Genomic DNA, 24,894 nt, shown 5'->3' with positions numbered 1-24,894 from the left:
AGGGCGCAGGGTGAAAAGGGCTTTTTACCGCAAATGAGGGAGAGATTGATTTAGCGCAAATTTGGCGGCAGAAGCCTACCGCCAATGAGGTATCAGGAAGCGAACAGCGCCATCAGCAGTGGGGTGAGTAAACTTAGGATAAAGCCGTGTACTATGGCGGCGGGGACAATTTCTACTCCGCCGCTGCGCTGCAGAACCGGCAGGGTGAAGTCCATGGAGGTTGCCCCGCACAGGCCAAGCGCGGTGGAGCGGCTTTTGGCCATCAGACCTGGGATCAGCACAATAGCCAGCAGCTCGCGGATCAGGTCATTAAAGAAGGTGGCGCTGCCGATGACCGGCCCGTAGGATTCGGTCATCAGAATACCTGACAGCGAATACCAGCCGAAACCAGATGCCATCGCTAACCCGGTTTTCATCGGCAGGTCGAGAATAAAGGCATTAATGATGCCGGCAACCAGCGAACTTAACACGATCACCACCGCGATAATCATTCCCCGACGGTTAAGCACAATCTGCTTCAGCGTCATACCGCTGTTGCGCAGCTGTACACCGACCAGCAGCAAAAGGAAGATTAAGGTGTATTCGCTGGCTTCGGTAGCGTGCCGCAGAAACGCCCAGCCGGTGAGCCCCAGCAAAAATCCGGCGACCACCACAAAGCACAGTTTCAGCGATTCCAGTGCCATGGCAAGACGCGACGGCAGCTTCTCCTGACGGTGGTTATGGCGCCAGGGCAGAGAGCGCTCAAGCCAGAGCAGGGCCGCAGCGTTACACAACAGAATCACGATCACGCTGACCGCGGAGTAATGGAAAATATCCAGCAGGTTGCTGGCAAGGTTATCCAGAAACGCGAGGCTGACCCCCATCAGAAACAGGATCACATAAACAATCCAGCTGAGCAGACGATTAATGAGTTTTAACAGGCTGGTTTGCCGCAGGGGGATAAGGTACCCGACTATCAGCGGCACTAAGATGATTAACAATCCCGACAACATGAGGTGGAGAGTCCTTGCGATAGAAGTAACGGCGGGTTACACACTACCCAAAGATGCTAAGTGAGTAAAGTCACAGAATAAGAGGATTTTTATGCATCATGCCATCAATAAAAAAGGCCTGAACAGCGTCAGGCCTTTTGCGTAAAATCAAGCGAGTTTAGCTGCGTTTTTCCAGCAGGTGACGATAGATCAGGCCACCCAGGATACCGCCGATAATTGGCATCAGCCAGAACAGCCACAGCTGCTGCAGCGCCCAGCCACCCTGGAAGATAGCCACTGCGGTGCTGCGTGCAGGGTTAACAGAGGTGTTGGTGACCGGAATGCTGATCAGGTGAATCAGGGTCAGCGCAAGGCCGATGGCGATAGGTGCAAAACCAGCCGGAGCAAATTTGTCCGTTGCGCCGTGGATAACAATTAAGAAGCCGCAGGTTAATACGATTTCGATAATAATGGCGGACAGCATGTTGTAGCCATCAGGTGAATGCTCACCGTAACCGTTCGATGCAAAACCGCTTGCTACGACATCAAAACCAGCTTTACCGCTGGCGATTAAATACAGAATACCCGCAGCAACGATACCGCCGATAACCTGAGCCACAATATAACCAACCACTTCTTTTGCCGGGAAACGACCGCCGGCCCATAAGCCAAGGGTAACCGCCGGGTTAAAGTGGCCGCCGGAAATATGGCCAACAGCGTAAGCCATCGTCAGTACGGTTAAGCCAAATGCCAGCGCAACGCCTGCAAAACCTATCCCTAACTCCGGATAAGCAGCTGCTAATACTGCGCTACCGCAGCCACCAAATACCAGCCAGAAGGTTCCAAAGAACTCTGCTGCTAACTTTCTAAACATAACCACCTCTGTGTTGAAAAAACGCTGATAGCCAGCGTGCGTTAAATTAACGAGCGCCAATATCAATGTTTTATTACCGTCATTAAGGGTATGACGAAAAATATTGCCTTGAAATTTTAAAGAATTCGTCTACCCGGAGCTAGCGCAATATATCCAACTACTTTGATTTAAGGCAATGAGGTGCGATTCCTTTTCAGATTTTGCCATTGAAAAGTATAGTCACGTTATGAATAAAGTCAGAATATTCTTGGTAATTTATAAATAAATAATAACCTTAGTAAATGAAAAGATATTATTTATTCGTCCGGTACCAGGTTTTATGATGCCGGAAGGGGTATAAATAGCGTTGATTTTGCCGCTATACTCGACTCAATTGCTATTAAGGGCATCAAGGATAAGCAGTTCACACCCTGGAGGGAGTATGTTTCTCGAACGCGTGGAGATTGTCGGGTTCCGTGGCATTAATCGTTTGTCGTTAATGCTTGAACAAAACAACGTGCTGATCGGCGAAAACGCCTGGGGTAAATCAAGCCTGCTGGATGCGTTAACGCTGCTGCTTTCCCCTCACGAACAGCTCTATCATTTTTCCCGTGATGACTTCTATTTTCCGCCGGGCGACATGCCGGGGCGCGAACACCATCTTCATATCATTCTCACCTTCCGTGAGACGGCGGCAGGACATCATCAGGGCCGCCGTTATCGCGGGCTGGCCCCGCTGTGGGTGGCAAGCAACGACGGCTTCCACCGCATTATGTACCGTCTTGAAGGCGAATTAGCTGACGACGATTCGGTGCTGACGCTGCGCAGTTTCCTGGATGATAAAGGCAGAGCCATCGAACTTGATGATATTGATGTACTGGCTCAGCAAATCACCAGGCTCAATCCTGTACTGCGCCTGCGTGATGCCCGCTTCATGCGACGATTACGTGACGGCAGTATCCCGGATATACCAGAAACCGAAATGACCGCCCGCCAGCTCGATTTTCTGGCTCGGGAGCTGGTTTCCCGCCCGCAGAATCTTACCGATTCTCAGCTGCGCCAGGGGCTTTCTGCCATGGCGCAGCTGCTGGAACATTATTTCTCCGAGCAGGGAGCCGTCGCCCATAAGCGGCTGATGCGTCGGCGTTCTCACGATGAGCAACGCAGCTGGCGCTATCTGGACATCATTAACAGGATGATCGACCGACCCAACAGCCGCACGCATCGGATGATTTTGTTAAGTATGTTCTCTACGCTATTGCAGGCCAAAGGCACCGTCACGCTCGATCGCGATGCGCGTCCTTTGCTGCTGGTGGAAGATCCTGAAACTCGTTTACATCCCATTATGCTGTCCGTTGCCTGGCACCTTCTTAACCTTCTGCCGCTACAAAAAATCACCACTACTAATTCTGGCGAACTGCTGTCGCTGACCCCGGTCGAACAGGTTTGCCGGCTGGTGCGTGAATCGTCGAAAGTTGCCGCCTGGCGGCTTGGCCCTGGCGGAATGAACGCCGAGGACAGCCGTCGTATTGCCTTTCACATCCGCTTTAATCGCGCTTCTTCGCTGTTTGCCCGCTGCTGGTTATTGGTTGAGGGGGAAACGGAAGTCTGGGTGATGAACGAGCTGGCGCGCCAGTGCGGTCACCATTTTGATGCTGAAGGGGTAAAAGTGATTGAGTTTGCTCAATCCGGGCTAAAGCCCCTGATCAAATTTGCCCGCCGCATGGGCATTGAGTGGCACGTTCTGGTTGACGGTGATGAGGCCGGGAAGAAATACGCGGCTACGGTGCGCGGACTGCTGGATAACGACAAGGATCAGGAGCGAGATCACCTTACCGCGCTGCCTGCGCTGGATATGGAACATTTTATGTACCGCCAGGGGTTCGCGGATGTTTACCATCGCGTGTCGCAAATCCCGGAGAACGCGCGTATGAATATGCGGCGGATAATCATCAAAGCAATTCACCGCTCTTCTAAACCGGATCTCGCCATTGAAGTGGCGATGGAAGCGGGACGCCGTGGCGTGGACTCTGTCCCTTCTATCCTGCGGAAAATGTTCTCGCGAGTTTTATGGCTGGCGCGGGGTAGGGCAGACTAGCGTTCTGCTAGTCCAGCAGACAACAGTTAACGGCGACGGTATTCCCTGGTGTTCACATCACGCATTCAGGTTATTCTTACGGGTAAACTTTGCCGGCCGATAAGGGCGCGGCAATCGACCGGACTCTCACTTTTATTGATACTCTGTTTAACCGAGCTTTACCTCCAGGATACCTATGAGATTTAAGGGAAAAATAAAAAAACGTTACTGGCTACTCGTGCTGCTGATGGCGATGCTGGCAATCTGGCTGTGGCAGTTCCTGAATGCGCCAACGCCGACATATCAGACGATGATTGTGCGCAAAGGCTCGCTTGAACAGAGCGTGCTGGCAACGGGCAAGCTTGATGCGCTGCGTAAGGTGGACGTGGGGGCGCAGGTGAGCGGCCAGCTGAAAACGCTGTCGGTAAATATCGGCGATAAAGTAAAGAAAGATCAGCTTTTGGGGGTTATCGATCCGGAACAGGCACAAAACCAGATCAAAGAAGTTGAGGCAACGCTGATGGAGCTTCGCGCCCAACGGCGTCAGGCCCAGGCGCAGGCAAAACTCGCCCAGGTGACGTTGAGCCGCCAGCAGGCGCTGGCGAAAACCCAGGCCGTTTCGCGTCAGGATCTGGATACCGCAGCGACAGACCTTGACGTTAAGCTCGCCCAGATAGGCACTATTGAAGCGCAAATCCAGCGGAATCAGGCTTCTCTGGATACTGCAAAAACTAATCTGGACTTCACCCGCATTGTCGCGCCAATGGCTGGTGAAGTCACGCAGATCACGACCCTCCAGGGACAAACCGTGATCGCAGCACAGCAGGCGCCAAACATTCTGACGCTGGCAGATTTGAGCACCATGCTGGTCAAAGCACAGGTTTCTGAGGCGGATGTTATTCATCTAAAGCCCGGACAGAAAGCATGGTTTACCGTGCTGGGCGACCCGCTGACCCGTTACGAAGGTACGCTGAAAGACATCCTGCCGACGCCGGATAAAGTCAACGACGCGATTTTCTATAATGCGCGTTTCGAGGTGCCTAACCCGCAAGGGGTCCTGCGTCTGGAAATGACCGCGCAGGTGCATATCCAGCTTGGCGGCGTGAAAGATGTGCTGACCATCCCTCTGGCCGCGCTCGGCGAGCCGGTCGGCGATAATCGCTACAAAGTGACCGTACTGCGCAGTGGCGAAACCCGTGAGCGTGAAATCACCATTGGTATGCGTAACGATACTCAGGTTCAGGTGGCGACGGGGCTGACTGAAGGCGAAGAAGTTGTGATCGGCCGCTCGACCGCCGGGAGCGCGCCATGACGGCGCTGCTTGAGCTAAAGGACATTCGCCGAAGCTATCCCTCAGGGGACGAGCAGGTTGAAGTGCTCAAGGGCGCCAGCATCACGATTGAAGCGGGTGAAATGGTGGCGATTGTCGGTGCCTCCGGCTCGGGTAAGTCCACCCTGATGAACATTCTCGGCTGCCTGGATAAACCTTCAAGCGGGAGCTATAGCGTGGCGGGCGTTGACGTCTCGGCGCTAAACAGCGACGAACTGGCGACTCTGCGGCGTGAGCATTTTGGCTTTATCTTTCAGCGCTATCACCTGCTTTCGCACCTTAACGCGACGCAAAACGTAGAGGTGCCAGCCGTCTATGCCGGCACCGCTCGTGTCTATCGTCAGCAGCGGGCACGCGCTTTGCTGATGCGTCTGGGGCTGGCGGAGCGGGTGGATTATCTCCCTTCGCAACTTTCAGGCGGTCAGCAGCAGCGCGTGAGTATCGCCCGCGCTCTGATGAACGGTGGCCAGGTTATTCTTGCCGATGAGCCGACCGGGGCGTTAGACAGCCATTCCGGCGAAGAGGTCATGGCCACGCTCAAACAGCTGTGCCAGCAGGGACACACGGTGATCATCGTTACGCACGACCCGACGGTGGCCGCCCAGGCACAGCGCGTCATTGAGATCCACGACGGAGAAATTATCAGTAATCCGCCGTCCGCATCCCCTGAAATTAAAACGAAAAAAGAGGCGGCTGCGCGTCCGGTAACATCCGGGTTCACGCAGACCCTGAACAGTTTTCGCGAGGCCTTCGCTATGGCCTGGCTTGCGCTGGCGGCGAACAAAATGCGCACCTTGTTGACCATGCTGGGGATCATTATCGGTATCGCTTCGGTGGTGTCGATTGTGATTGTTGGCGACGCGGCTAAACAGCTGGTGTTGGCAGATATTCGCTCCATAGGCACTAACACCATTGATGTTTATCCAGGCAAAGACTTTGGCGATGACGATCCGCAGTATCAGCAGGCGTTAAAAGCTGCCGATCTGGCGGCGATTGAACAGCAGCCCTGGGTGACCTCGGCAACGCCCTCCATCTCCAGCAATCTGCGGTTGCGCTACGGGAACGTGGATGCGGCTGCAAGCGTCAACGGCGTCAACGGTCAGTACTTTGATGTGTACGGCATGACGATGAGTCAGGGCACCACCTTTAACAACGAACAGCTTGCCGGGCGTGCACAGGTCGTGGTGCTGGACAGCAACAGCAAGCGGCAGCTATTTCCTGACAAAGCCAACGTGGTGGGCGAAGTGATTCTGGTGGGGAACATGCCTGCGACGGTGATAGGCGTGGCGGAAGAGAAGCAGTCGATGTTTGGCAGCAGCAAAGTGCTGCGCGTCTGGCTTCCCTACGACACGATGGCTGGACGCGTCATGGGGCAGAGCTGGCTCAACACCATCACGGTGCGCGTGAAGGATGGCTATGACAGCCATGAAGCGGAGCAGCAGCTTAACCGCATGCTCGAGCTGCGCCACGGTAAGAAAGATTTTTTCACCTACAACATGGACGGCCTGTTGAAAACGGCGGAAAAGACCACACGTACTTTACAGCTGTTCCTGACGCTGGTGGCGGTGATTTCTCTGCTGGTGGGCGGTATCGGAGTGATGAATATCATGCTGGTGTCGGTGACCGAGCGTACCAAAGAGATTGGGATCCGCATGGCGGTAGGGGCCAGGGCAAGCGACGTTTTACAGCAGTTTTTAATCGAAGCCGTGCTGGTTTGCCTGGTGGGAGGGGCGCTAGGCATCTCGCTGTCGCTGCTGATTGCCTTTACGCTGGGGCTGTTTTTGCCCGGCTGGCAGATTGGCTTCTCGCCGATGGCGCTGCTCACCGCGTTTGCCTGCTCGACCGCGACTGGCGTGCTGTTCGGCTGGCTGCCCGCGCGTAACGCTGCAAGGCTGAACCCGATTGACGCGCTGGCGAGGGAATAGCCTGGTATTTTGCTGACAATAAAAATGCCAGCCGTCAGGGCTGGCATTTTGAGCTGAGGATGTACACAATAAATCAACGGGGCTAGGCGACCGCCGCTTCCACTTCGAGTGGAAGGATCAGACTGGCATGATTACCTTTAGGCCCCTGATGTACATCAAACCTGACAACTTGCCCGGCTTTTAACGTTCTGTACCCATCCATCTGAATGGTGGAGTAATGTGCGAAGATATCTTCGCCGCCGCCTTCGGGGCAGATGAAGCCGAACCCTTTGGCGTTATTGAACCATTTAACTGTACCCGTTTCCATGCTTCGACATCCTTCGAAAATCTTATAAGTGAGATGGAATGAACCGGTGGGTAAGGGCGGGCTGTTCAAAACCTCGCCAACTCACGCTTGTACAATGTAGATAATTTAATCACTGCGTCAAGCGTTCAACCGGGGAGAAAGGGGGACAATGAGTCAGAAATTTGAAGCAGTTAACGCTATTGCTAATAATGTGAGCTGGCTCGCTAAGTGTTCAGGCCATCACTTTGCAACACAATTGGTTGCAGTAGCCAAAAGCGTATTACACTCAACTTAAGGGCCTCGTTCTGGTGAAGGCCGGACGATTAAATATGATGACGATGCGCAATGGGTAAGACGAACGACTGGTTAGACTTTGACCAATTAGTGGGTGATAAACAGCGCGAAGCGTTAAAACCACCCTCTATGTATAAAGTGATGTTAATGAACGATGACTACACGCCGATGGAATTTGTTATTGACGTGCTGCAAAAGTTCTTTTCTTATGATGTAGAGCGAGCCACACAACTGATGCTCACGGTTCACTATCACGGTAAGGCCATTTGCGGGGTATTTACTGCCGAGGTGGCGGAAACCAAAGTAGCACTGGTGAACCAGTATGCCAGGGAGAACGAGCATCCGCTGCTGTGTACGCTAGAACAAGCCTGACGAAGGCAACAATTTGGGGGAGGTGCCTATGCTCAATCAAGAACTGGAACTCAGTTTAAACATGGCTTTCGCCAGAGCGCGCGAGCACCGACATGAGTTTATGACCGTCGAGCATCTGTTACTGGCTTTGCTCAGTAACCCATCGGCCCGGGAAGCGCTGGAAGCGTGCACTGTGGATCTGGTGGCGCTGCGTCAGGAACTCGAAGCCTTCATCGAACAAACCACACCGGTGCTGCCGGCCAGTGAAGAAGAGCGTGATACACAGCCTACGCTCAGCTTCCAGCGTGTTCTGCAGCGTGCGGTATTCCACGTCCAGTCCTCTGGCCGCAGTGAAGTGACGGGGGCCAACGTGCTGGTCGCCATCTTCAGCGAGCAGGAATCTCAGGCGGCTTATCTGCTACGCAAACACGAAGTGAGCCGCCTTGATGTGGTGAACTTTATCTCCCACGGCACGCGTAAAGACGAGCCAAATCAGGCGCCGGGTGCCGAAAATCCGGTCAACGAAGAGCAAGCAGGCGGGGAGGAACGTATGGAAAACTTCACCACCAATCTCAACCAGCTTGCGCGCGTGGGCGGTATCGATCCGCTGATTGGCCGCGACAAAGAGCTTGAGCGAGCCATTCAGGTGCTGTGCCGTCGTCGTAAGAACAACCCGCTGCTGGTGGGAGAGTCCGGTGTGGGTAAAACTGCCATTGCGGAAGGCCTCGCGTGGCGTATCGTGCAGGGCGACGTGCCGGAAGTGATGGCAGACTGCACCATCTATTCGCTGGATATTGGCTCGCTGCTCGCCGGGACGAAATATCGCGGTGATTTTGAGAAACGCTTTAAAGCGCTGCTCAAACAGCTGGAGCAGGATCAGAACAGCATTCTGTTCATCGATGAGATCCACACAATCATCGGTGCTGGTGCAGCCTCTGGCGGCCAGGTTGACGCGGCGAATCTGATCAAACCTCTGCTGTCCGGCGGTAAGATCCGTGTTATCGGCTCAACGACCTATCAGGAGTTCAGCAATATCTTCGAAAAAGACCGTGCGCTGGCACGTCGCTTCCAGAAGATTGATATCACTGAGCCAAGCGTCGAAGAGACCGTGCAGATCATCAATGGCCTGAAAACCAAATATGAAGCGCACCACGACGTCCGTTACACCGCGAAGGCGATTCGTGCGGCGGTGGAGCTGGCGGTGAAGTACATCAACGACCGTCACCTGCCGGACAAAGCGATTGACGTTATCGATGAGGCCGGCGCCCGTAGCCGTCTGATGCCGGTAAGCAAGCGTAAGAAAACCGTTAACGTGGCGGATATTGAAACCGTGGTTGCTCGCATTGCGCGTATCCCGGAAAAAAGCGTCTCGGCAAGCGACCGCGATACGCTGAAAAGTCTGGGTGACCGCCTGAAAATGCTGGTCTTTGGTCAGGACAAAGCCATTGAGGCATTAACCGAAGCCATCAAGATGAGCCGTGCAGGTCTGGGTCAGGATCATAAACCGGTAGGTTCTTTCCTGTTTGCTGGCCCTACGGGCGTAGGTAAAACTGAAGTGACCGTTCAGCTGGCTAAGTCGATGGGCATTGAGCTGCTGCGTTTCGATATGTCCGAGTACATGGAACGCCATACCGTCAGCCGTCTGATTGGCGCGCCTCCGGGCTACGTAGGTTTTGATCAGGGTGGATTGCTGACGGACGCGGTCATTAAACATCCTCACGCGGTGCTGCTGCTGGATGAAATTGAGAAAGCCCACCCGGACGTCTTTAACCTGCTGCTGCAGGTCATGGACAACGGGACGCTGACCGATAACAACGGCCGCAAAGCGGATTTCCGCAACGTGGTGCTGGTGATGACCACTAACGCCGGCGTGCGTGAAACCGAGCGTAAGTCTATTGGCCTGATCCGTCAGGACAACAGCACCGACGCCATGGAAGAGATCAAAAAGATCTTTACCCCGGAATTCCGCAACCGCCTGGACAACATCATCTGGTTCAACCATCTCTCTACGGAGGTGATTCATCAGGTGGTCGACAAGTTTATCGTCGAGTTGCAGGTCCAGTTGGATCAGAAAGGCGTATCGCTGGAAGTCAGTCAGGAAGCGCGCGAATGGCTGGCAGAGAAAGGCTATGACCGTGCGATGGGCGCTCGCCCAATGACGCGTGTCATCCAGGACAACCTGAAAAAGCCGCTCGCCAACGAACTGCTGTTTGGATCGCTGGTGGATGGGGGACAGGTGACCGTCGCGCTGGATAAAGACCAGCTGACCTATAACTTTGTCAGCGCCCAGAAGCGCAAGCCGGAAGCGGCACACTAACTGTTCTGGCACAAAAAAAGGCCGCATATCAATGCGGCCTTTTTATTAGCGACTGCTCAGTCGCAGCGCCCGGCTACGACAGCAAAAAACTCTTAACGACTACGGAAGACAATGCGGCCTTTGCTCAGGTCGTACGGGGTCAGCTCTACAGTGACTTTGTCGCCCGTCAGGATGCGGATATAGTTTTTACGCATTTTACCGGAGATATGAGCGGTTACCACGTGCCCGTTTTCCAGCTCAACGCGGAACATGGTGTTAGGTAACGTATCAAGAACGGTACCCTGCATTTCAATATTGTCTTCTTTGGCCATCTAATCCTCGGGGGTATCACTACCAATGTTTTGAACCGGCAAGATAATGCCGAAGTTCGCTTATCATGTAAAGAATTGTTGGTGAATTCACCAGCAAAGTGCATTTTGCACATTACCCATAAACCACGCGAAAGCTGCATTGAATGCGCTAACGACAAGGGGTGCGAAGAGATAAACGAGGGGCGTTCCCTTTAATTGCAGTTCCCATACGGCGGCGGGGTAATGGGCAGAGTTCACTCTGCGCGGCTAATTATAACACCCTCAACAAAAATGTGCCGTAAACATTATGAATACGACAGCGTTTGTGGCACCCAACAGTGCGAAATTAAATTCTCCGTGCGAAAATCAGCCAGATGGCGGAGATAATCGCGGCGGGGGATCTCTTTAGCCCCGAGGGATGCGGTATGGCTGTTCAGCACCTGGCAGTCAATAAGCCTGCCGCCGTGGTGAGCAAAATGCCGACAAAACATCAGCAGAGCGGTTTTTGAGGCGTTGACCCGACGGCTGAACATCGACTCACCGCAGAACAGCGCGCCCTGAATAACACCGTACATTCCGCCAACCAGCGATTGGTCTTCCCAGACTTCGATCGAGTGCGCGTAGCCCAGCTCGTGCAGTCGCTGATAGGCATCAATGATATCTGGCGTAATCCAGGTGCCTTCGTCTCGCTCCTGAGCACAACCGGCAATCACATCCTGAAAAGCATGATTAAGCGTGACCCGATAAGGAGAGCGGCTATGAAAGCGCTTCATGCTGCGGCTAAGGTGAAATTGCTCCGGGTAAAGCACTGCCCGCGGATCCGGCGACCACCAGAGGATGGGGTCGCCTGGTGAAAACCAGGGGAAGATGCCTCGCTGATACGCCATCAGCAGCCTGGCCGGGCTAAGATCGCCTCCTAACGCCAGTAATCCATTCGGTTCACGCAACGCGCCTTCCGGGGAAGGGAAGGCGATAGAGTCACGGGAAAGCTGTATCAGGCGCATGACGTCCTAACTCCGCACGAGAATATTGATTGATAATAGCCTACTCACCCACGTTACAAACGTTGATGAAACTGGTAATAGCGGCCCCTTGTCGCCATCAGCTCTGCGTGAGTACCTTGCTCAATAATCTGGCTGTTGTCCATCACTATTATGCTGCCAAAACGGGCGAGTCCGCGTAGACGGTGGGTGACCATCAGCACCGTTTTTCCGGCGGTGACTTCTGCAAGTAGATCAAGGATCTGACGTTCTGTTTCGGCATCCAGCCCTTCGGTTGGTTCATCAAGCAGCATCAGTGGGGCATCGTGCAGCAATGCACGAGCGATGGCGAGGCGACGAAGCTCCCCCCCGGAAAGCTGCCGGCCCCCTTCACCCAGCCAGTTATTCAGCCCGGCATCAATCAAAAGTTTCTCTAGCCCTACGCGCTCAAGCATCGTGCTGAGCTCGACGTCCGTTGCCTGAGGTGCAGCCAGCAGCAGGTTGTCACGTAATGTTGCGCTGAACAGATGAACACGCTGTGGCACAACGCTGGTCGCGGCGCGCAGGGTAGTCTCGTCAAGCTCACTTAATGGTGTACCGTTTAGACAGACTGCCCCTTGCTGAGGATCCCAGGCTCGGGTTAATAACTGCAATAAAGTGGATTTTCCGCAGCCCGTACGTCCAAGAATGGCAATGTGCTGGCCTGCAGGAATCGACAACGAAATCTCTTTTAATGCCGTCTGCTGCTGGTCTGGATAGCTAAAGCTCACCTTATCCATAGTCAGCGATACCTGAGTCAGTTTTTCTGAAGCCGCGGTTGGGAAAACGACCTGAGGTTGCTGGCTGGTGATTTGCGTGACGCGTAAGGCCGAAGCGATAACCTGCCCAAGATGCTGGAAAGCGCCAGTCACAGGGGCAAGGGCTTCAAATGCAGCCAGCGCACAGAAGACAAACAGTGCGATGAGCGCGCCCGGTGTCGTATTCCCCCCAACGTCCTGTGCCGCCATCCACAGCATGACAACCACCGCCAGGCCACCAATCAACAGCATTACAGCCTGTGAAAGCGCGGTTAGCTCGGACTGACGGCGCTGTGCTGCTTGCCACTGGTATTCTGTACTGTCCAGCTGCGCACGGTAGCGTTTAGCAGCACCGAAAATGGTTAGCTCGGCATGACCCTGCAACCAAGCCGTCAGCTGCTGGCGGTACTGACCGCGCTGAACGGTGAGGGCCTCTCCGGCTTTTTTACCGGCAAAATAGAACAGCGGCGGCAGCACAACCAGGGTTGCCAGCAAAATAGCACCCAGCGTCAGCGCCAGCGGTATATCAATAAAGCTCAGGCCAAACGTCACCACAATAATAACGACGAAGGCTCCCACCAGCGGCGAAATCACTCGCAGGTAGAGATGATCGAGCGTATCGACGTCGGCAACCAGACGATTGAGTAACTCGCCCTGACGAAAACGGGCAAGCCCGGCAGGGGAGAGGGGAAGCAATTTGCTGAACGTCGAGACACGAAGATGCTGCAGCACGCGGAATGTCGCGTCGTGGCTGACCAGCCGCTCGAAGTAGCGTCCGGCAGTACGGGTAATCGCGGCACCGCGCACCCCCGCCGCAGGCAGCATATAGTTAAAACTGTAAATTCCGACCACGCCCACGACGGCAGAGGCGGACAGGAACCAGCCGGAAAGCGTCAACAGACCGATACTGGCCAGAAGCGTCACGATGGCAAGTACAACGCCCAGCGAAAGCAGCCAGAAATGGCGGCGATAAAGTGCCAGATAGGGAAGCAGGGCGCGCATCAGATCTCCTCCTTGCGGTTAGCCAGTAATTCGGCAAACGGACCGTCCTGAGCGGCAAGCGAAGCAAAATCACCTTGCTGGACAATGGTGCCGTTGCGCATGACCCAGATGCAGTCCCAGTCGGTTATATAATCAAGCTGGTGGGTAACCATCACTGTCGTTTGCTGGCGGGATGCCTCACCCAGCGCTTCCATGACGCGTTGCTCACTGTGGGCATCCAGGCTCGCAGCGGGTTCATCCAGAAGCAATAATGCGCCAGGCACCAGCAGAGCACGGGCCACGGCCACACGCTGTGCCTGGCCTACCGACAGCCGGGCAGACTGATCGCCCAGTGGCGTATCTATCCCTTGCGGTAACAGAGGTAAAAACTCACTGACGGACGCCTTTTCCAGCACGCGGTTTAGGGCGATATCCCCAGCGTCAGGGGCTGCGAGAAGAACGTTTTCGCGCAGCGTACCGGCTGGAAGCTGTGGATTTTGACCAACCCAGCTTAACTGCTCGCGCCACCAGACCGGATCCAGCTGGGCCAGTTCGGTGCCATTAACCTTTAGTTCTCCTTCGTAGGGCAAGAAGCCAGAGAGAACATTAAGCAATGAGCTTTTGCCTGCGCCACTTTGTCCGACCAGCACAACGCGCTGCCCGGCAGACAGCGTGAAGTTCAACGGTCCGGCAAGCGGTTGGCCTTCGGCGGAAAGAAGGGTCAGGTTGCGTGCTTCAATGACGTAAGGCACGCCACCGGCCAACTGCACGGTGCCTTCTTCTTTGCGCTGTAGGGGCGATTCCATAAAGGTTATCAGGCTGTCAGCAGCACCTACCGCTTGCGCTTTGGCGTGATAAAACGTGCCTAAATCGCGTAGCGGGAGGAAAAACTCAGGGGCGAGGATAAGCGTCAGGAAACCGGCGAACAGCGTGACGCCGGCGCCGTAATGGCCAAAATTCAGCTCGCCCAGATAGGAGAAGCCAAAATAGACTGCGACTAACGCAATGGATAAAGAAGCAAAGAACTCCAGTACGCCGGAGGAAAGAAAGGCGAGGCGCAACACTTCCATTGTGCGCTGGCGGAAATCCTGCGAGGCGCGGCGAATGCTTTCTGTTTCTGCCGCACCACGGTTGAACAGGCGAAGTGTCTCCATGCCGCGCAGCCGATCGAGGAAGTGCCCACTCAACCGGGCCAGCGCCTGGAAGTTACGACGGTTAGCATCAGCAGCGCCCATCCCGACCATCGCCATAAAGAGCGGGATCAGCGGTGCCGTGCCGAGCAAAATCAGAGCAGCAGCCCAGTTGACAGGGAAAATAGCGATGAGTATCAGCACGGGAATCATGACCGCCAGAGACATTTGCGGCAGATAGCGAGCGTAGTAATCATGCATATCTTCGATCTGTTCGAGAACCAGCGTTGCCCAGCTGCCGACAGGTTTACCCTGTATCCAGGCCGGGCCAGCTTTATGCAGGCGATCCAGCACCTTTCGGCGGATCTCATGGCGAATATGCTGCCCTGCGTGAAAACCGACCTTTTCGCGTAACCAGACCAGCCACGCACGCAAAATAAAAATCAGCACGAGCATAATAAACGGCAGTAACAGAGCCTCACGTGGAATATTTTCCATGATCATATGGTCGAGCAGGCGCGCCAGTATCCAGGCCTGCGCAACAATCAGCAGACCGCTTACCAGTCCTAAAATACGTGAAAGGCCAAGCCAGCGGCGTGAAATAATACTTTGCTGCTTGAGCCAGCGATTGAGTTCTTGTTGACGGGTTTTATTCATGGCGTGCCAGTGCAGGTAGATAATGGAATTATCAGGCAAATTTTGCTGGCATGTTACAACGCGAAGAGAAGAAAGGCGAGGCTCAGGGGCAAGGAGAACTGTCAGGAAATGTCTGGAGGAAGCGGTGCGCTATCCTCCAGACGGAGCAGAGGGTGGAAAAAGCTAAGTGACTCTACCCTGATACTTATTTTTTCTCGGCCAGACCGTCCAGATAACGCTCGGCGTCCAGTGCGGCCATACAGCCAGTACCGGCAGAGGTGATGGCCTGGCGGTAGATGTGGTCCATGACGTCGCCTGCGGCGAAGACACCAGGAATGCTGGTTTGCGTCGCGTTGCCGTGGCTACCGGACTGAACTTTGATGTAGCCATTCTCCAGCTCCAGCTGACCGGCAAAAATCGCCGTGTTCGGGCTGTGGCCGATAGCAACAAACAGGCCGGCAACTTCCAGCTCTTCAGTGCGATCCGTGTTGTGCGTATCGCGCAGGCGCAGGCCGCTGACGCCCATCTGGTCGCCGGTCACTTCATCCAGCGTTTTGTCGGTGTGCAGCACGATGTTGCCGTTCTTCACTTTTTCCATCAAACGGTTGATGAGGATTTTTTCCGCACGGAAGGTATCACGGCGGTGGATAAGGTGAACTTCAGCGGCAATGTTTGCCAGGTAAAGAGCTTCTTCCACTGCTGTATTACCGCCGCCAATCACCGCAACTTTCTGATTACGGTAGAAGAAGCCATCGCAGGTCGCGCACGCAGAGACGCCGCGTCCTTTAAAGGCTTCTTCCGATGGCAGTCCCAGATAACGTGCTGAGGCGCCAGTGGCGATAATTAATGCGTCACAGGTGTATTCGACGCTGTCGCCAGTCAGACGGAAAGGGCGGCTCTGCAAATCGACGCTATTGATGTGGTCGATGATGATTTCGGTCTCAAATTTGGCCGCGTGCTCGTGCATGCGTTCCATCAACAGCGGACCCGTTAAATCGTGCGGGTCGCCCGGCCAGTTTTCAACTTCGGTTGTGGTGGTGAGCTGACCACCTTTTTCCATGCCGGTGATCAACACCGGGTTCAGGTTGGCGCGAGCCGCATAGACCGCTGCGGTGTAGCCCGCAGGGCCGGAGCCCAGAATAAGCAACTTACTGTGTTTAGTCGTGCTCATGAGTTCCTCATTGAACGTTTGCTGACAATCGGAGGATTGTAGGGAATTTGGCGAGCTAAAAAAAGGTGCAACGGCCCTGTTGGTGAATAGTGTTAACGATATGTGCAATAGCTGGCGGCAATCAGCGCGCTAAAATGTCGCTAAAACCGCATAAATACTCACAAAATGAACAGGATTAGTCACGGAGGTAAAGTGATGAATAATCGTCAAGTAACGGTTTTAACTGGCACGTTCCACTAAAAATAGATGTTTTGCTTTGACAATCCCCTAAGCATTTGCGAAAACATTCGAGGAAGGAAAAACATTTGGTGTGATGCTACTACATTGTCACGCATACCCGATGCATTAACCGGGCTATTGAAATCTACGCATGGCGTGGACAGACGCCATGCGTGATGTCGATAGCAGCCTGTGGGCACCGGTCTTCTCACGTACTCCCGGAACAGTGACGTTACCAGGGTTATGGCAGGTGATGGAAGGAATAGAGAGAGACAATAATAATGGTAGATAGCAAGAAGCGCCCTGGCAAAGATCTCGACCGCATCGATCGCAATATTCTCAACGAGCTGCAAAAGGATGGGCGAATTTCAAACGTCGAGCTTTCGAAGCGTGTTGGGCTTTCACCGACGCCGTGCCTTGAGCGCGTACGTCGTCTGGAACGACAGGGTTTTATTCAGGGCTATACGGCGCTGTTGAACCCGCATTATCTGGATGCATCACTTCTGGTTTTTGTTGAGATTACTCTGAATCGCGGCGCGCCGGATGTGTTTGAACAATTTAACTCTGCTGTACAGAAACTTGAAGAAATTCAAGAGTGTCACCTGGTATCCGGCGATTTCGACTACCTGTTGAAAACCCGCGTACCCGATATGTCGGCCTATCGTAAACTATTAGGCGAAACCCTGCTGCGACTGCCAGGTGTGAATGACACCCGTACCTATGTGGTGATGGAAGAGGTCAAACAGAGTAATCGTCTGGTTATTAAGACCCGTTAATACGGGCCAGGTGCAAAATCCACGCATTTTGGTTACACTCCTGGTAATCCATACAGCTTCAGTGCCGGGATTGTCCCGGCACTGTTGTTTTCCATGAAAGATAAGGACCTGGAGAGTCTTACTTGAGCCAGGAATATACCGAAGATAAAGAAGTTACATTGAGGAAACTCAGCAGCGGGCGCCGTTTACTCGAGGCGTTGCTGATCCTTGTTGCCATTTTTGCCGTCTACCTGATGGCAGCCTTACTGAGCTTCAACCCGTCCGATCCGAGTTGGTCACAAACGGCGTGGCATGAACCTATCCACAATTTAGGTGGTGCCCCTGGAGCGTGGCTTGCCGATACGCTGTTATTCATCTTTGGCGTCATGGCCTATACCATACCGGTGATAATCATCGGCGGCTGTTGGTTCACATGGCAGCAAAGAGGAAGCGAAGATTACATTGATTACTTCGCCGTCTCCCTGCGTCTGATCGGCGTGCTGGCCATGGTGCTGACCTCCTGTGGGCTGGCCTCTATTAATGCCGATGATATCTGGTACTTCGCCTCCGGCGGGGTAATCGGGAGCCTGTTGAGCACCGCGATGATGCCGCTGCTCAACAGTAGCGGCGGAACGATCGCATTGCTGTGTGTCTGGGCGGCGGGTTTGACTCTGTTCACCGGTTGGTCGTGGGTGGGTATTGCTGAAAAAATCGGCAGCGCCGTGCTCACTGTACTGACCTTCGCCAGCAACCGTACCCGTCGGGATAACACCTGGCAGGAAGACGAATACGACTACGACGAAGAACATGACGATGAAGATGAGCTTGAGGAGGAACACGAACCAGCAATGGAGAAACGTGAGTCTCGTCGTGCTCGTATTCTGCGCGGTGCCCTTGCCCGCAAGCAGCGCATCTCTGAGAAATTCGCTAATCCTAACGCACGCCAAACGGATGCTGCGTTGTTCTCCGGTAAACGCATGGATGACGAAGACGACGTTCTCTTCAGCGCCCGTGGCGTAGAAGCCGACGCGAACGATGTATTGTTCTCGGGGAACAAAGCGACGCTGCCGGAAGATGAAGAGTACGATCCGTTATTAAGCGGTTATTCCATCGCTGAGCCTGTTGCGGCGGCTGCCGCTGCGACAATGGCCAATCAGGCGTATGCTGGCCCGGCCATTCCAACAGCCCCCATGCCTGCTGTGCAGACACCTTCTCCAGAAACTGAGGCCAGCCCGGCCATAGCCTGGGAGCCTGCGCCAACAACGGTGACGCCGGAACCTGTTATCGCTCCGGCCCCAGAAAGCTATACGCCGCCGCGCCAGGCGGAACAGCAGCTTCCACAGGAAGTCACCAGCCATTGGTCAGCGCCAGAAACCGCGGAAGCGGAAGCTGTGCCGCAGTATCAGCCTGAACCAGTTGAAGAAATAAAACCTTCGCGGCCACCGCTTTACCACTTTGAAGAAGTGGAAGCCCAGCGTGCCCGTGAGCGCGAACAGCTGGCTGCCTGGTATCAACCGGTTCATGAACCCAAGCCCGATCCCTACGAGCGGCCATCAATAACTCCAGCGGCTCCGGCTGCTAACCCTGTTATCCCACAGGGCATGCCGACGCCGGATATGTCTGCTGCTGCGCCAGGAGTTCAGGAAGCTGCGAAGGTTGCAGCGACGGCAGCCGCGTTCACACCGGTATTCGGTATTGCCAGCGATGCACCTCGCACGCAGGTGAAAGAGGGGATTGGCCCACAGCTGCCTCGTCCTAATCGCGTGCGTGTACCAACCCGTCGAGAGCTGGCTTCTTACGGTATCAAGCTTCCTTCACAACGTATGGCGGAAGAGCAGGCGGCGCGTGAAGAAGAGCGTCGCCAGAACGGTGGCTACGACGACTACGAGGACGGTAACGCCGACGAGCTGGAACAACATGAGCTGGCGCGCCAGTTCTCTGCCCAGCAACAGCAGCGTTATGGTCAGGAATACGAAGCGGAACGGCCTTCGCAGGAAGACGAAGATGCAGCAGAACAAGCTGAGCTGGCGCGCCAGTTTGCCGCTCAGCAGCAGCAGCGTTACGAGCAGACGCCTCCGCCTGCCAGCGCACCGTTTTCGCTGGATGATTTTGATTTCTCACCGATGAAAGCGCTGGTGGATGATGGCCCAAGCGAGCCGTTGTTCACCCCGAGCGTAGTAGATGAGCCGGCTCCGGTACAGCCAGCGGCCCATCAGAACTATGCTCAGCAACCGCCTCAGCAGCAGTATCAGGCCGCTCCGGCACAACCTGCATACCAGCCGCCGCAGCCTGCTGCGCCACCGCCTCAGGAAAGCCTGATTCACCCATTCCTGATGCGTAACGGTGACGATCGTCCGCTGCAAAAACCAACCACGCCGCTGCCGTCGCTGGATCTGCTGACCTCTCCTCCTGAAGAGGTGGAACCAATAGATACCTTCGCGCTGGAGCAGATGGCTCGTTTAGTTGAAGCACGTCTGGCGGATTATCGCATTAAAGCAGACGTAGTCGATTACTCACCAGGCCCGGTGATTACCCGTTTCGAACTGGATTTAGCCCCTGGCGTCAAGGCCGCGCGTATCTCTAACCTGTCCCGCGACCTTGCCCGTTCATTGTCTACCGTGGCGGTGCGCGTTGTTGAAGTGATCCCAGGCAAACCGTACGTTGGCCTGGAGCTGCCAAATAAAAAACGCCAGACCGTGTATTTACGTGAGGTGCTCGACTGCGCGAAATTCCGCGAAAGCACATCGCCGCTGACGGTCGTTCTGGGTAAAGACATCGGTGGCGAGTCCGTGGTGGCCGATCTGGCTAAAATGCCTCACCTGCTGGTGGCGGGTACTACCGGTTCCGGTAAGTCCGTTGGCGTGAATGCGATGATCCTCAGTATTCTGTACAAGGCTACGCCGGAAGAAGTGAAGTTCATCATGATCGACCCGAAAATGCTCGAGCTGTCGGTCTATGAAGGCATTCCTCACCTGTTGACCGAAGTGGTCACCGACATGAAAGACGCCGCCAACGCCCTGCGCTGGAGCGTCAACGAGATGGAACGCCGCTACAAATTAATGTCCGCGCTCGGCGTACGTAACCTTGCAGGCTATAACGAACGCGTGCTGGAAGCCGAACGCATGGGGCGTCCAATTCCAGACCCGTTCTGGAAGCCGGGTGACAGCATGGATGTTTCTCATCCAATGCTTGAGAAGCTGCCGTACATCGTGGTGCTGGTGGATGAATTTGCCGACCTGATGATGACCGTCGGTAAAAAAGTGGAAGAGCTGATTGCTCGTCTGGCCCAGAAGGCGCGTGCGGCGGGGATCCACCTTGTACTTGCTACTCAGCGTCCATCCGTTGATGTTATCACCGGTCTGATTAAAGCGAACATCCCAACGCGTATCGCCTTTACCGTATCGAGCAAAATCGACTCCCGTACCATCCTTGACCAGGGCGGCGCGGAATCACTGCTCGGCATGGGTGATATGCTCTATTCTGGCCCGAACTCCACTACGCCTGTGCGCGTCCATGGCGCGTTTGTTCGCGACCAGGAAGTTCACTCGGTGGTTCAGGACTGGAAAGCGCGTGGTCGTCCGCAGTACATCTCTGGCATCACCTCCGATAGCGAAAGCGAAGGTGGCGCAGGGGGGGGACTGGATGGCGACGAAGAGCTGGACCCGCTGTTTGACCAGGCCGTGGCCTTTGTCGTTGAGAAACGTAAAGCGTCAATTTCCGGCGTGCAGCGTCAGTTCCGTATCGGCTATAACCGAGCGGCGCGTATCGTTGAGCAAATGGAGGCTCAGGGGATCGTCAGTCCGCAGGGACATAACGGTAACCGCGAAGTGCTGGCACCACCGCCGTTCGAGTGATGACCAGCATAAAAGCCGCCGCCGCGGCTTTTATGCAAAGAAGGGTAAATTGCCGAAAAATCAGCTTTTTCTTCTGTTGTTCCGCTTTCGCTCTGCACTAGAGTGGACAATAGAAGCGCCATCGCGCCACCGCGCGGCGGCAAATGAATCCAGAGGAATAATAATGAAAAAGATCGTCATTGCCTGTGCTTTGTTAACTACCTTTGCTGCCACCAGCGTGTGGGCGGATGCCGCAGGCGACCTGAAAGGCCGTCTGGATAAAGTGAGCAGCTTCCACGCCAGCTTCACTCAAAAAGTCACCGACGGCAGCGGTGCTGCGGTGCAGGAAGGCCAGGGCGACCTGTGGGTCAAGCGCCCGAATCTGTTCAACTGGCATATGACCCAGCCGGACGAAAGCATCCTGGTGTCCGACGGTAAAACCTTATGGTTTTATAACCCGTTTGTTGAGCAGGTCAGTGCGACCTGGCTGAAAGACGCGACCAGCAACACGCCGTTCATGCTGATCGCCCGTAACCAGACCAGTGACTGGCAGCAGTACAACATCAAACAAAACGGTGATGACTTTGTGCTGACGCCGAAAACCAGCGCCGGCAACCTCAAGCAGTTCACCATTAACGTGGGACGCGACGGGACGATTCATCAGTTCAGCGCCGTAGAGCAGGACGAACAGCGCAGCAGCTATGCGCTCAAAACGCAGCAAAACGGCGCGTCAGATATGAGCAAGTTTACGTTCACCCCGCCAAAAGGCGTGACGGTGGATGACCAGCGTAAGTAGAGGTCTGAGTGGGCAATCTGTCGCTCGATTTTTCTGATAACACCTTCCAGCCTCTGGCCGCTCGCATGCGGCCAGAGAATCTGGCGCAGTATATCGGCCAGCAGCATCTTCTGGCGTCCGGCAAGCCTTTGCCTCGGGCGATCGAAGCAGGGCACCTTCATTCAATGATTTTATGGGGGCCACCCGGCACCGGTAAAACCACGCTTGCCGAAGTGATTGGTCGCTATGCAAATGCCGATATAGAAAGAATTTCAGCGGTCACCTCGGGTGTGAAAGAGATTCGCGAGGCCATAGAACGCGCCCGCCAGAACCGTAACGCAGGCCGCCGCACCATTCTCTTCGTCGACGAAGTCCATCGTTTCAATAAAAGCCAGCAGGATGCGTTTCTGCCGCACATTGAAGATGGCACTATCACCTTTATCGGTGCAACGACAGAAAACCCCTCTTTTGAGCTGAACTCGGCACTGCTGTCCCGCGCCCGTGTTTATTTACTGAAATCCCTCACCGTTGAAGATATCGAGCAGGTGCTGGATCAGGCAATGAAAGACAGCGATCGCGGCTACGGTAAGCAGACTGATTTGGTCTTACCTGGCGAAACCCGTAAAGCCATCGCTGAGCTGGTTAACGGTGATGCCCGCCGCGCGCTGAACACGCTGGAAATGATGGCGGACATGGTGGAGACGGACGCCAAAGGCAAACGAGTTTTGCAGACCACGCTGCTCACCGAAATTGCCGGTGAACGCAGCGCCCGTTTCGATAATAAAGGCGACCGCTTTTACGACCTGATTTCCGCGTTGCACAAGTCAGTGCGAGGCTCTTCGCCAGATGCGGCGCTTTACTGGTATGCGAGGATCATTACCGCAGGCGGCGATCCGCTGTATGTCGCGCGCCGTTTACTCGCCATTGCTTCGGAAGATGTGGGCAATGCCGATCCGCGTGGTATGCAGGTAGCCATATCAGCGTGGGATTGTTTTACACGCGTTGGCCCGGCAGAAGGCGAGCGGGCCATTGCTCAGGCTATTGTTTACCTGGCCTGTGCCCCAAAAAGTAACGCCGTCTACACCGCCTTTAAGGCCGCAATGGCAGATGCCCGAGAACGTCCGGATTATGATGTACCGGTCCATCTTCGCAATGCGCCAACCAAACTGATGAAAGAAATGGGTTACGGTCAGGAATATCGCTACGCCCATGACGAACCCAACGCCTACGCTGCCGGAGAAGTCTTCTTTCCGGAGGAAATGGCACAAACACGCTATTATTCCCCAACAAACAGAGGTCTTGAGGGCAAGATAGGTGAAAAGCTCGCCTGGCTTGCTGAACAGGATCAGAAAAGCCCCATAAAACGCTACCGCTAATGCAGGCGTTGCGGTAAGGTTAGCAAGACTATCAATGCGGTTGCAGGCTGTGACCGCATCCCCTTCATTTAATTCGATAAGCACAGGATAAGCATGCTCGATCCCAATCTGCTGCGTACAGAGCCAGACGCAGTCGCTGAAAAACTGGCACGCCGAGGCTTCAAGCTGGATGTAGAAACGCTGCGCTCTTTAGAAGAGCGTCGTAAAGTACTGCAGGTCAACACTGAAAACTTGCAGGCTGAGCGTAACTCGCGATCGAAATCCATCGGCCAGGCCAAAGCGCGTGGGGAAGACATCGAGCCGTTGCGTCTGGAAGTGAACAAGCTGGGTGAGGAGCTGGATGCAGCGAAAACCGAACTTGATGCGCTGCTGGCTGAGATCCGTGATATCGCCCTGACGCTGCCGAACATCCCGGACGACTGCGTACCGTTGGGCAAAGACGACAGTGAGAACGTTGAAATCAGCCGCTGGGGCGAGCCGCGTAAATTTGATTTTGAGATTCGCGATCACGTGACGCTGGGCGAGATGGCTAAAGGCCTGGATTTTGCCGCGGCGGTTAAGCTGACCGGTTCTCGCTTTGTTGTGATGCAAGGCCAAATTGCTCGTATGCACCGTGCCCTGAGCCAGTTCATGCTCGATCTGCACACCGAGCAGCACGGCTATATGGAAAACTACGTACCGTATCTGGTGAACCAGGACACGCTGTACGGCACAGGCCAGCTGCCAAAATTCGGTGGCGATCTGTTCCATACCCGTCCGCTGGAAGAAGAAGCGGATGCCAGTAACTATGCGCTGATCCCAACTGCAGAAGTCCCGCTGACCAACCTGATGCGTGACGAGATCATCGACGAAGATGCTCTGCCGATGAAGCTAACCGCACATACGCCGTGTTTCCGCTCCGAGGCGGGGTCTTACGGTCGTGATACCCGTGGTTTGATCCGTCAGCACCAGTTCGACAAAGTTGAGATGGTGCAGATCGTTCGTCCCGAAGATTCTATGGACGCGCTGGAAGAGATGACCGGTCACGCTGAGAAAGTGCTGCAGCTGCTGGGTCTGCCTTATCGTAAAGTCCTGCTGTGCAGCGGCGATATCGGCTTTGGCGCTCGTAAAACCTACGATCTGGAAGTCTGGTTGCCGGCGCAGGATACCTACCGCGAAATCTCTTCAATCTCCAACTGCTGGGATTTCCAGGCGCGCCGTCTCCAGGCTCGCTGCCGCAGCAAAGCCGATAAGAAGACTCGTCTGGTACACACCCTGAATGGCTCCGGCCTGGCGGTGGGCCGTACGCTGGTTGCAGTGCTGGAAAACTACCAGCAGGCAGATGGCCGTATCGAAGTGCCAGAAGCGCTGCGTCCGTACATGAACGGGCTAGACTTTATTGGCTAAACATTCATTCAGACTATACGTTGAATGAAAAAAGCGCCTCAGGGCGCTTTTTTTACGCCCCGATTCTCCTCAATACCGCAGATAATCCTCCTTCTTTGACGCCAGACAATAACCTCTACCCCTAAGGAAGTATCATTGCCGCCAGAAAGTGGGTGATGATT

The 24,894-nt window shown here is 54.7% G+C and carries 18 protein-coding genes; 10 read left to right on the top strand and 8 right to left on the bottom strand.

Annotated features, from left to right (window positions below; genetic code table 11):
- Positions 1-92: 92 nt before the first annotated feature.
- Positions 93-992 carry a LysO family transporter gene (locus HYQ67_RS06935; RefSeq protein ID WP_202302718.1) on the bottom strand — a complete coding sequence of 300 codons (900 nt, stop codon included), beginning with the start codon at positions 990-992 and terminating at the stop codon, positions 93-95.
- 157 nt (positions 993-1,149) lie between these two features.
- On the bottom strand, positions 1,150-1,845 hold the full coding sequence (gene aqpZ, locus HYQ67_RS06930; RefSeq protein ID WP_202302716.1) for an aquaporin Z: 696 nt from the start codon (positions 1,843-1,845) through the stop codon (positions 1,150-1,152).
- 421 nt (positions 1,846-2,266) lie between these two features.
- Here aqpZ and HYQ67_RS06925 point away from each other — a divergent pair, with 421 nt between their 5' ends.
- The 3 genes from HYQ67_RS06925 to macB all read left to right on the top strand — a co-directional run bounded on the left by HYQ67_RS06925 (position 2,267) and on the right by macB (position 7,156).
- The gene (locus HYQ67_RS06925) at positions 2,267-3,922 is read left to right on the top strand and encodes an ATP-dependent endonuclease (protein WP_202302714.1); all 1,656 of its coding nucleotides are present in this window, start codon (positions 2,267-2,269) and stop codon (positions 3,920-3,922) included.
- A gap of 175 nt (positions 3,923-4,097) precedes the next feature.
- On the top strand, positions 4,098-5,213 hold the full coding sequence (gene macA, locus HYQ67_RS06920; RefSeq protein ID WP_202302712.1) for a macrolide transporter subunit MacA: 1,116 nt from the start codon (positions 4,098-4,100) through the stop codon (positions 5,211-5,213).
- A complete protein-coding gene (gene macB / locus HYQ67_RS06915) occupies positions 5,210-7,156 on the top strand; it encodes a macrolide ABC transporter ATP-binding protein/permease MacB (protein WP_202302710.1) in 1,947 nt (648 codons plus the stop codon). Before macA ends, macB begins: the two co-directional genes overlap by 4 nt.
- Positions 7,157-7,238: 82 nt before the next feature.
- Here macB and cspD read toward each other — a convergent pair whose 3' ends face one another.
- Positions 7,239-7,463: a cold shock-like protein CspD gene (gene cspD / locus HYQ67_RS06910; RefSeq protein WP_202302708.1), complete on the bottom strand. Its 225-nt coding sequence runs from the start codon at positions 7,461-7,463 to the stop codon at positions 7,239-7,241.
- A gap of 324 nt (positions 7,464-7,787) precedes the next feature.
- Between cspD and clpS the strand changes: the two genes are divergently transcribed.
- Positions 7,788-8,108 carry an ATP-dependent Clp protease adapter ClpS gene (clpS, locus tag HYQ67_RS06905; RefSeq protein WP_202302706.1) on the top strand — a complete coding sequence of 107 codons (321 nt, stop codon included), beginning with the start codon at positions 7,788-7,790 and terminating at the stop codon, positions 8,106-8,108.
- Between the two features lie 28 nt (positions 8,109-8,136).
- The gene (gene clpA, locus HYQ67_RS06900) at positions 8,137-10,404 is read left to right on the top strand and encodes an ATP-dependent Clp protease ATP-binding subunit ClpA (RefSeq protein ID WP_202302704.1); all 2,268 of its coding nucleotides are present in this window, start codon (positions 8,137-8,139) and stop codon (positions 10,402-10,404) included.
- 92 nt (positions 10,405-10,496) lie between these two features.
- On the opposite strand, the gene infA is transcribed toward clpA, so the two are convergent.
- The 5 genes from infA to trxB form a co-directional block, all read right to left on the bottom strand.
- The gene (gene infA / locus HYQ67_RS06895; protein ID WP_002211347.1) at positions 10,497-10,715 is read right to left on the bottom strand and encodes a translation initiation factor IF-1; all 219 of its coding nucleotides are present in this window, start codon (positions 10,713-10,715) and stop codon (positions 10,497-10,499) included.
- Positions 10,716-10,999: 284 nt separating this feature from the next.
- Positions 11,000-11,698 carry a leucyl/phenylalanyl-tRNA--protein transferase gene (gene aat, locus HYQ67_RS06890; RefSeq protein ID WP_202302702.1) on the bottom strand — a complete coding sequence of 233 codons (699 nt, stop codon included), beginning with the start codon at positions 11,696-11,698 and terminating at the stop codon, positions 11,000-11,002.
- A 53-nt stretch (positions 11,699-11,751) separates the two neighbouring features.
- Positions 11,752-13,473: a heme ABC transporter ATP-binding protein/permease CydC gene (gene cydC / locus HYQ67_RS06885; protein WP_202302700.1), complete on the bottom strand. Its 1,722-nt coding sequence runs from the start codon at positions 13,471-13,473 to the stop codon at positions 11,752-11,754.
- Positions 13,473-15,239: a heme ABC transporter permease/ATP-binding protein CydD gene (gene cydD / locus HYQ67_RS06880; RefSeq protein ID WP_202302699.1), complete on the bottom strand. Its 1,767-nt coding sequence runs from the start codon at positions 15,237-15,239 to the stop codon at positions 13,473-13,475. Before cydD ends, cydC begins: the two co-directional genes overlap by 1 nt.
- A gap of 184 nt (positions 15,240-15,423) precedes the next feature.
- Positions 15,424-16,389, bottom strand: coding sequence for a thioredoxin-disulfide reductase (gene trxB / locus HYQ67_RS06875; RefSeq protein WP_202302697.1), 966 nt, complete (start codon positions 16,387-16,389; stop codon positions 15,424-15,426).
- A gap of 500 nt (positions 16,390-16,889) precedes the next feature.
- On the opposite strand from trxB, the gene lrp reads away from it, so the two are divergent.
- From lrp to serS, 5 genes are all read left to right on the top strand, one after another.
- Complete coding sequence (gene lrp, locus HYQ67_RS06870; protein ID WP_002439523.1) at positions 16,890-17,384, top strand: leucine-responsive transcriptional regulator Lrp; 495 nt, start codon at positions 16,890-16,892, stop codon at positions 17,382-17,384.
- Positions 17,385-17,506: 122 nt separating this feature from the next.
- Complete coding sequence (locus HYQ67_RS06865) at positions 17,507-21,217, top strand: DNA translocase FtsK 4TM domain-containing protein (RefSeq protein ID WP_202302695.1); 3,711 nt, start codon at positions 17,507-17,509, stop codon at positions 21,215-21,217.
- Positions 21,218-21,380: 163 nt separating this feature from the next.
- Positions 21,381-21,992, top strand: coding sequence for an outer membrane lipoprotein periplasmic chaperone LolA (gene lolA / locus HYQ67_RS06860; RefSeq protein ID WP_202302693.1), 612 nt, complete (start codon positions 21,381-21,383; stop codon positions 21,990-21,992).
- An 8-nt stretch (positions 21,993-22,000) separates the two neighbouring features.
- Positions 22,001-23,347, top strand: a complete 1,347-nt coding sequence (locus HYQ67_RS06855; RefSeq protein WP_202302691.1) for an AAA family ATPase — start codon at positions 22,001-22,003, stop codon at positions 23,345-23,347.
- Between the two features lie 93 nt (positions 23,348-23,440).
- Positions 23,441-24,733 (top strand): serine--tRNA ligase, encoded by a 1,293-nt coding sequence (serS, locus tag HYQ67_RS06850; RefSeq protein ID WP_202302690.1) that lies wholly within the window; start codon positions 23,441-23,443, stop codon positions 24,731-24,733.
- Positions 24,734-24,894: the final 161 nt, after the last annotated feature.

Origin of the sequence: Dryocola clanedunensis subsp. sulfonylureivorans (genome assembly GCF_016756775.1) — a bacterium.
In the GTDB taxonomy this organism is placed as follows: Bacteria; Pseudomonadota; Gammaproteobacteria; order Enterobacterales; family Enterobacteriaceae; genus Dryocola; species Dryocola clanedunensis.
This window is presented reverse-complemented; position numbering and strand designations above follow the sequence as displayed.

Coding starts and splice junctions, on each gene's coding strand:
- HYQ67_RS06935 (WP_202302718.1), bottom strand. CDS start 992: ATGTTGTCGGGATTGTTAATCATCTTAGTGCCGCTGATAGTCGGGTAC.
- aqpZ (WP_202302716.1), bottom strand. CDS start 1,845: ATGTTTAGAAAGTTAGCAGCAGAGTTCTTTGGAACCTTCTGGCTGGTA.
- HYQ67_RS06925 (WP_202302714.1), top strand. CDS start 2,267: ATGTTTCTCGAACGCGTGGAGATTGTCGGGTTCCGTGGCATTAATCGT.
- macA (WP_202302712.1), top strand. CDS start 4,098: ATGAGATTTAAGGGAAAAATAAAAAAACGTTACTGGCTACTCGTGCTG.
- macB (WP_202302710.1), top strand. CDS start 5,210: ATGACGGCGCTGCTTGAGCTAAAGGACATTCGCCGAAGCTATCCCTCA.
- cspD (WP_202302708.1), bottom strand. CDS start 7,463: ATGGAAACGGGTACAGTTAAATGGTTCAATAACGCCAAAGGGTTCGGC.
- clpS (WP_202302706.1), top strand. CDS start 7,788: ATGGGTAAGACGAACGACTGGTTAGACTTTGACCAATTAGTGGGTGAT.
- clpA (WP_202302704.1), top strand. CDS start 8,137: ATGCTCAATCAAGAACTGGAACTCAGTTTAAACATGGCTTTCGCCAGA.
- infA (WP_002211347.1), bottom strand. CDS start 10,715: ATGGCCAAAGAAGACAATATTGAAATGCAGGGTACCGTTCTTGATACG.
- aat (WP_202302702.1), bottom strand. CDS start 11,698: ATGCGCCTGATACAGCTTTCCCGTGACTCTATCGCCTTCCCTTCCCCG.
- cydC (WP_202302700.1), bottom strand. CDS start 13,473: ATGCGCGCCCTGCTTCCCTATCTGGCACTTTATCGCCGCCATTTCTGG.
- cydD (WP_202302699.1), bottom strand. CDS start 15,239: ATGAATAAAACCCGTCAACAAGAACTCAATCGCTGGCTCAAGCAGCAA.
- trxB (WP_202302697.1), bottom strand. CDS start 16,389: ATGAGCACGACTAAACACAGTAAGTTGCTTATTCTGGGCTCCGGCCCT.
- lrp (WP_002439523.1), top strand. CDS start 16,890: ATGGTAGATAGCAAGAAGCGCCCTGGCAAAGATCTCGACCGCATCGAT.
- lolA (WP_202302693.1), top strand. CDS start 21,381: ATGAAAAAGATCGTCATTGCCTGTGCTTTGTTAACTACCTTTGCTGCC.
- serS (WP_202302690.1), top strand. CDS start 23,441: ATGCTCGATCCCAATCTGCTGCGTACAGAGCCAGACGCAGTCGCTGAA.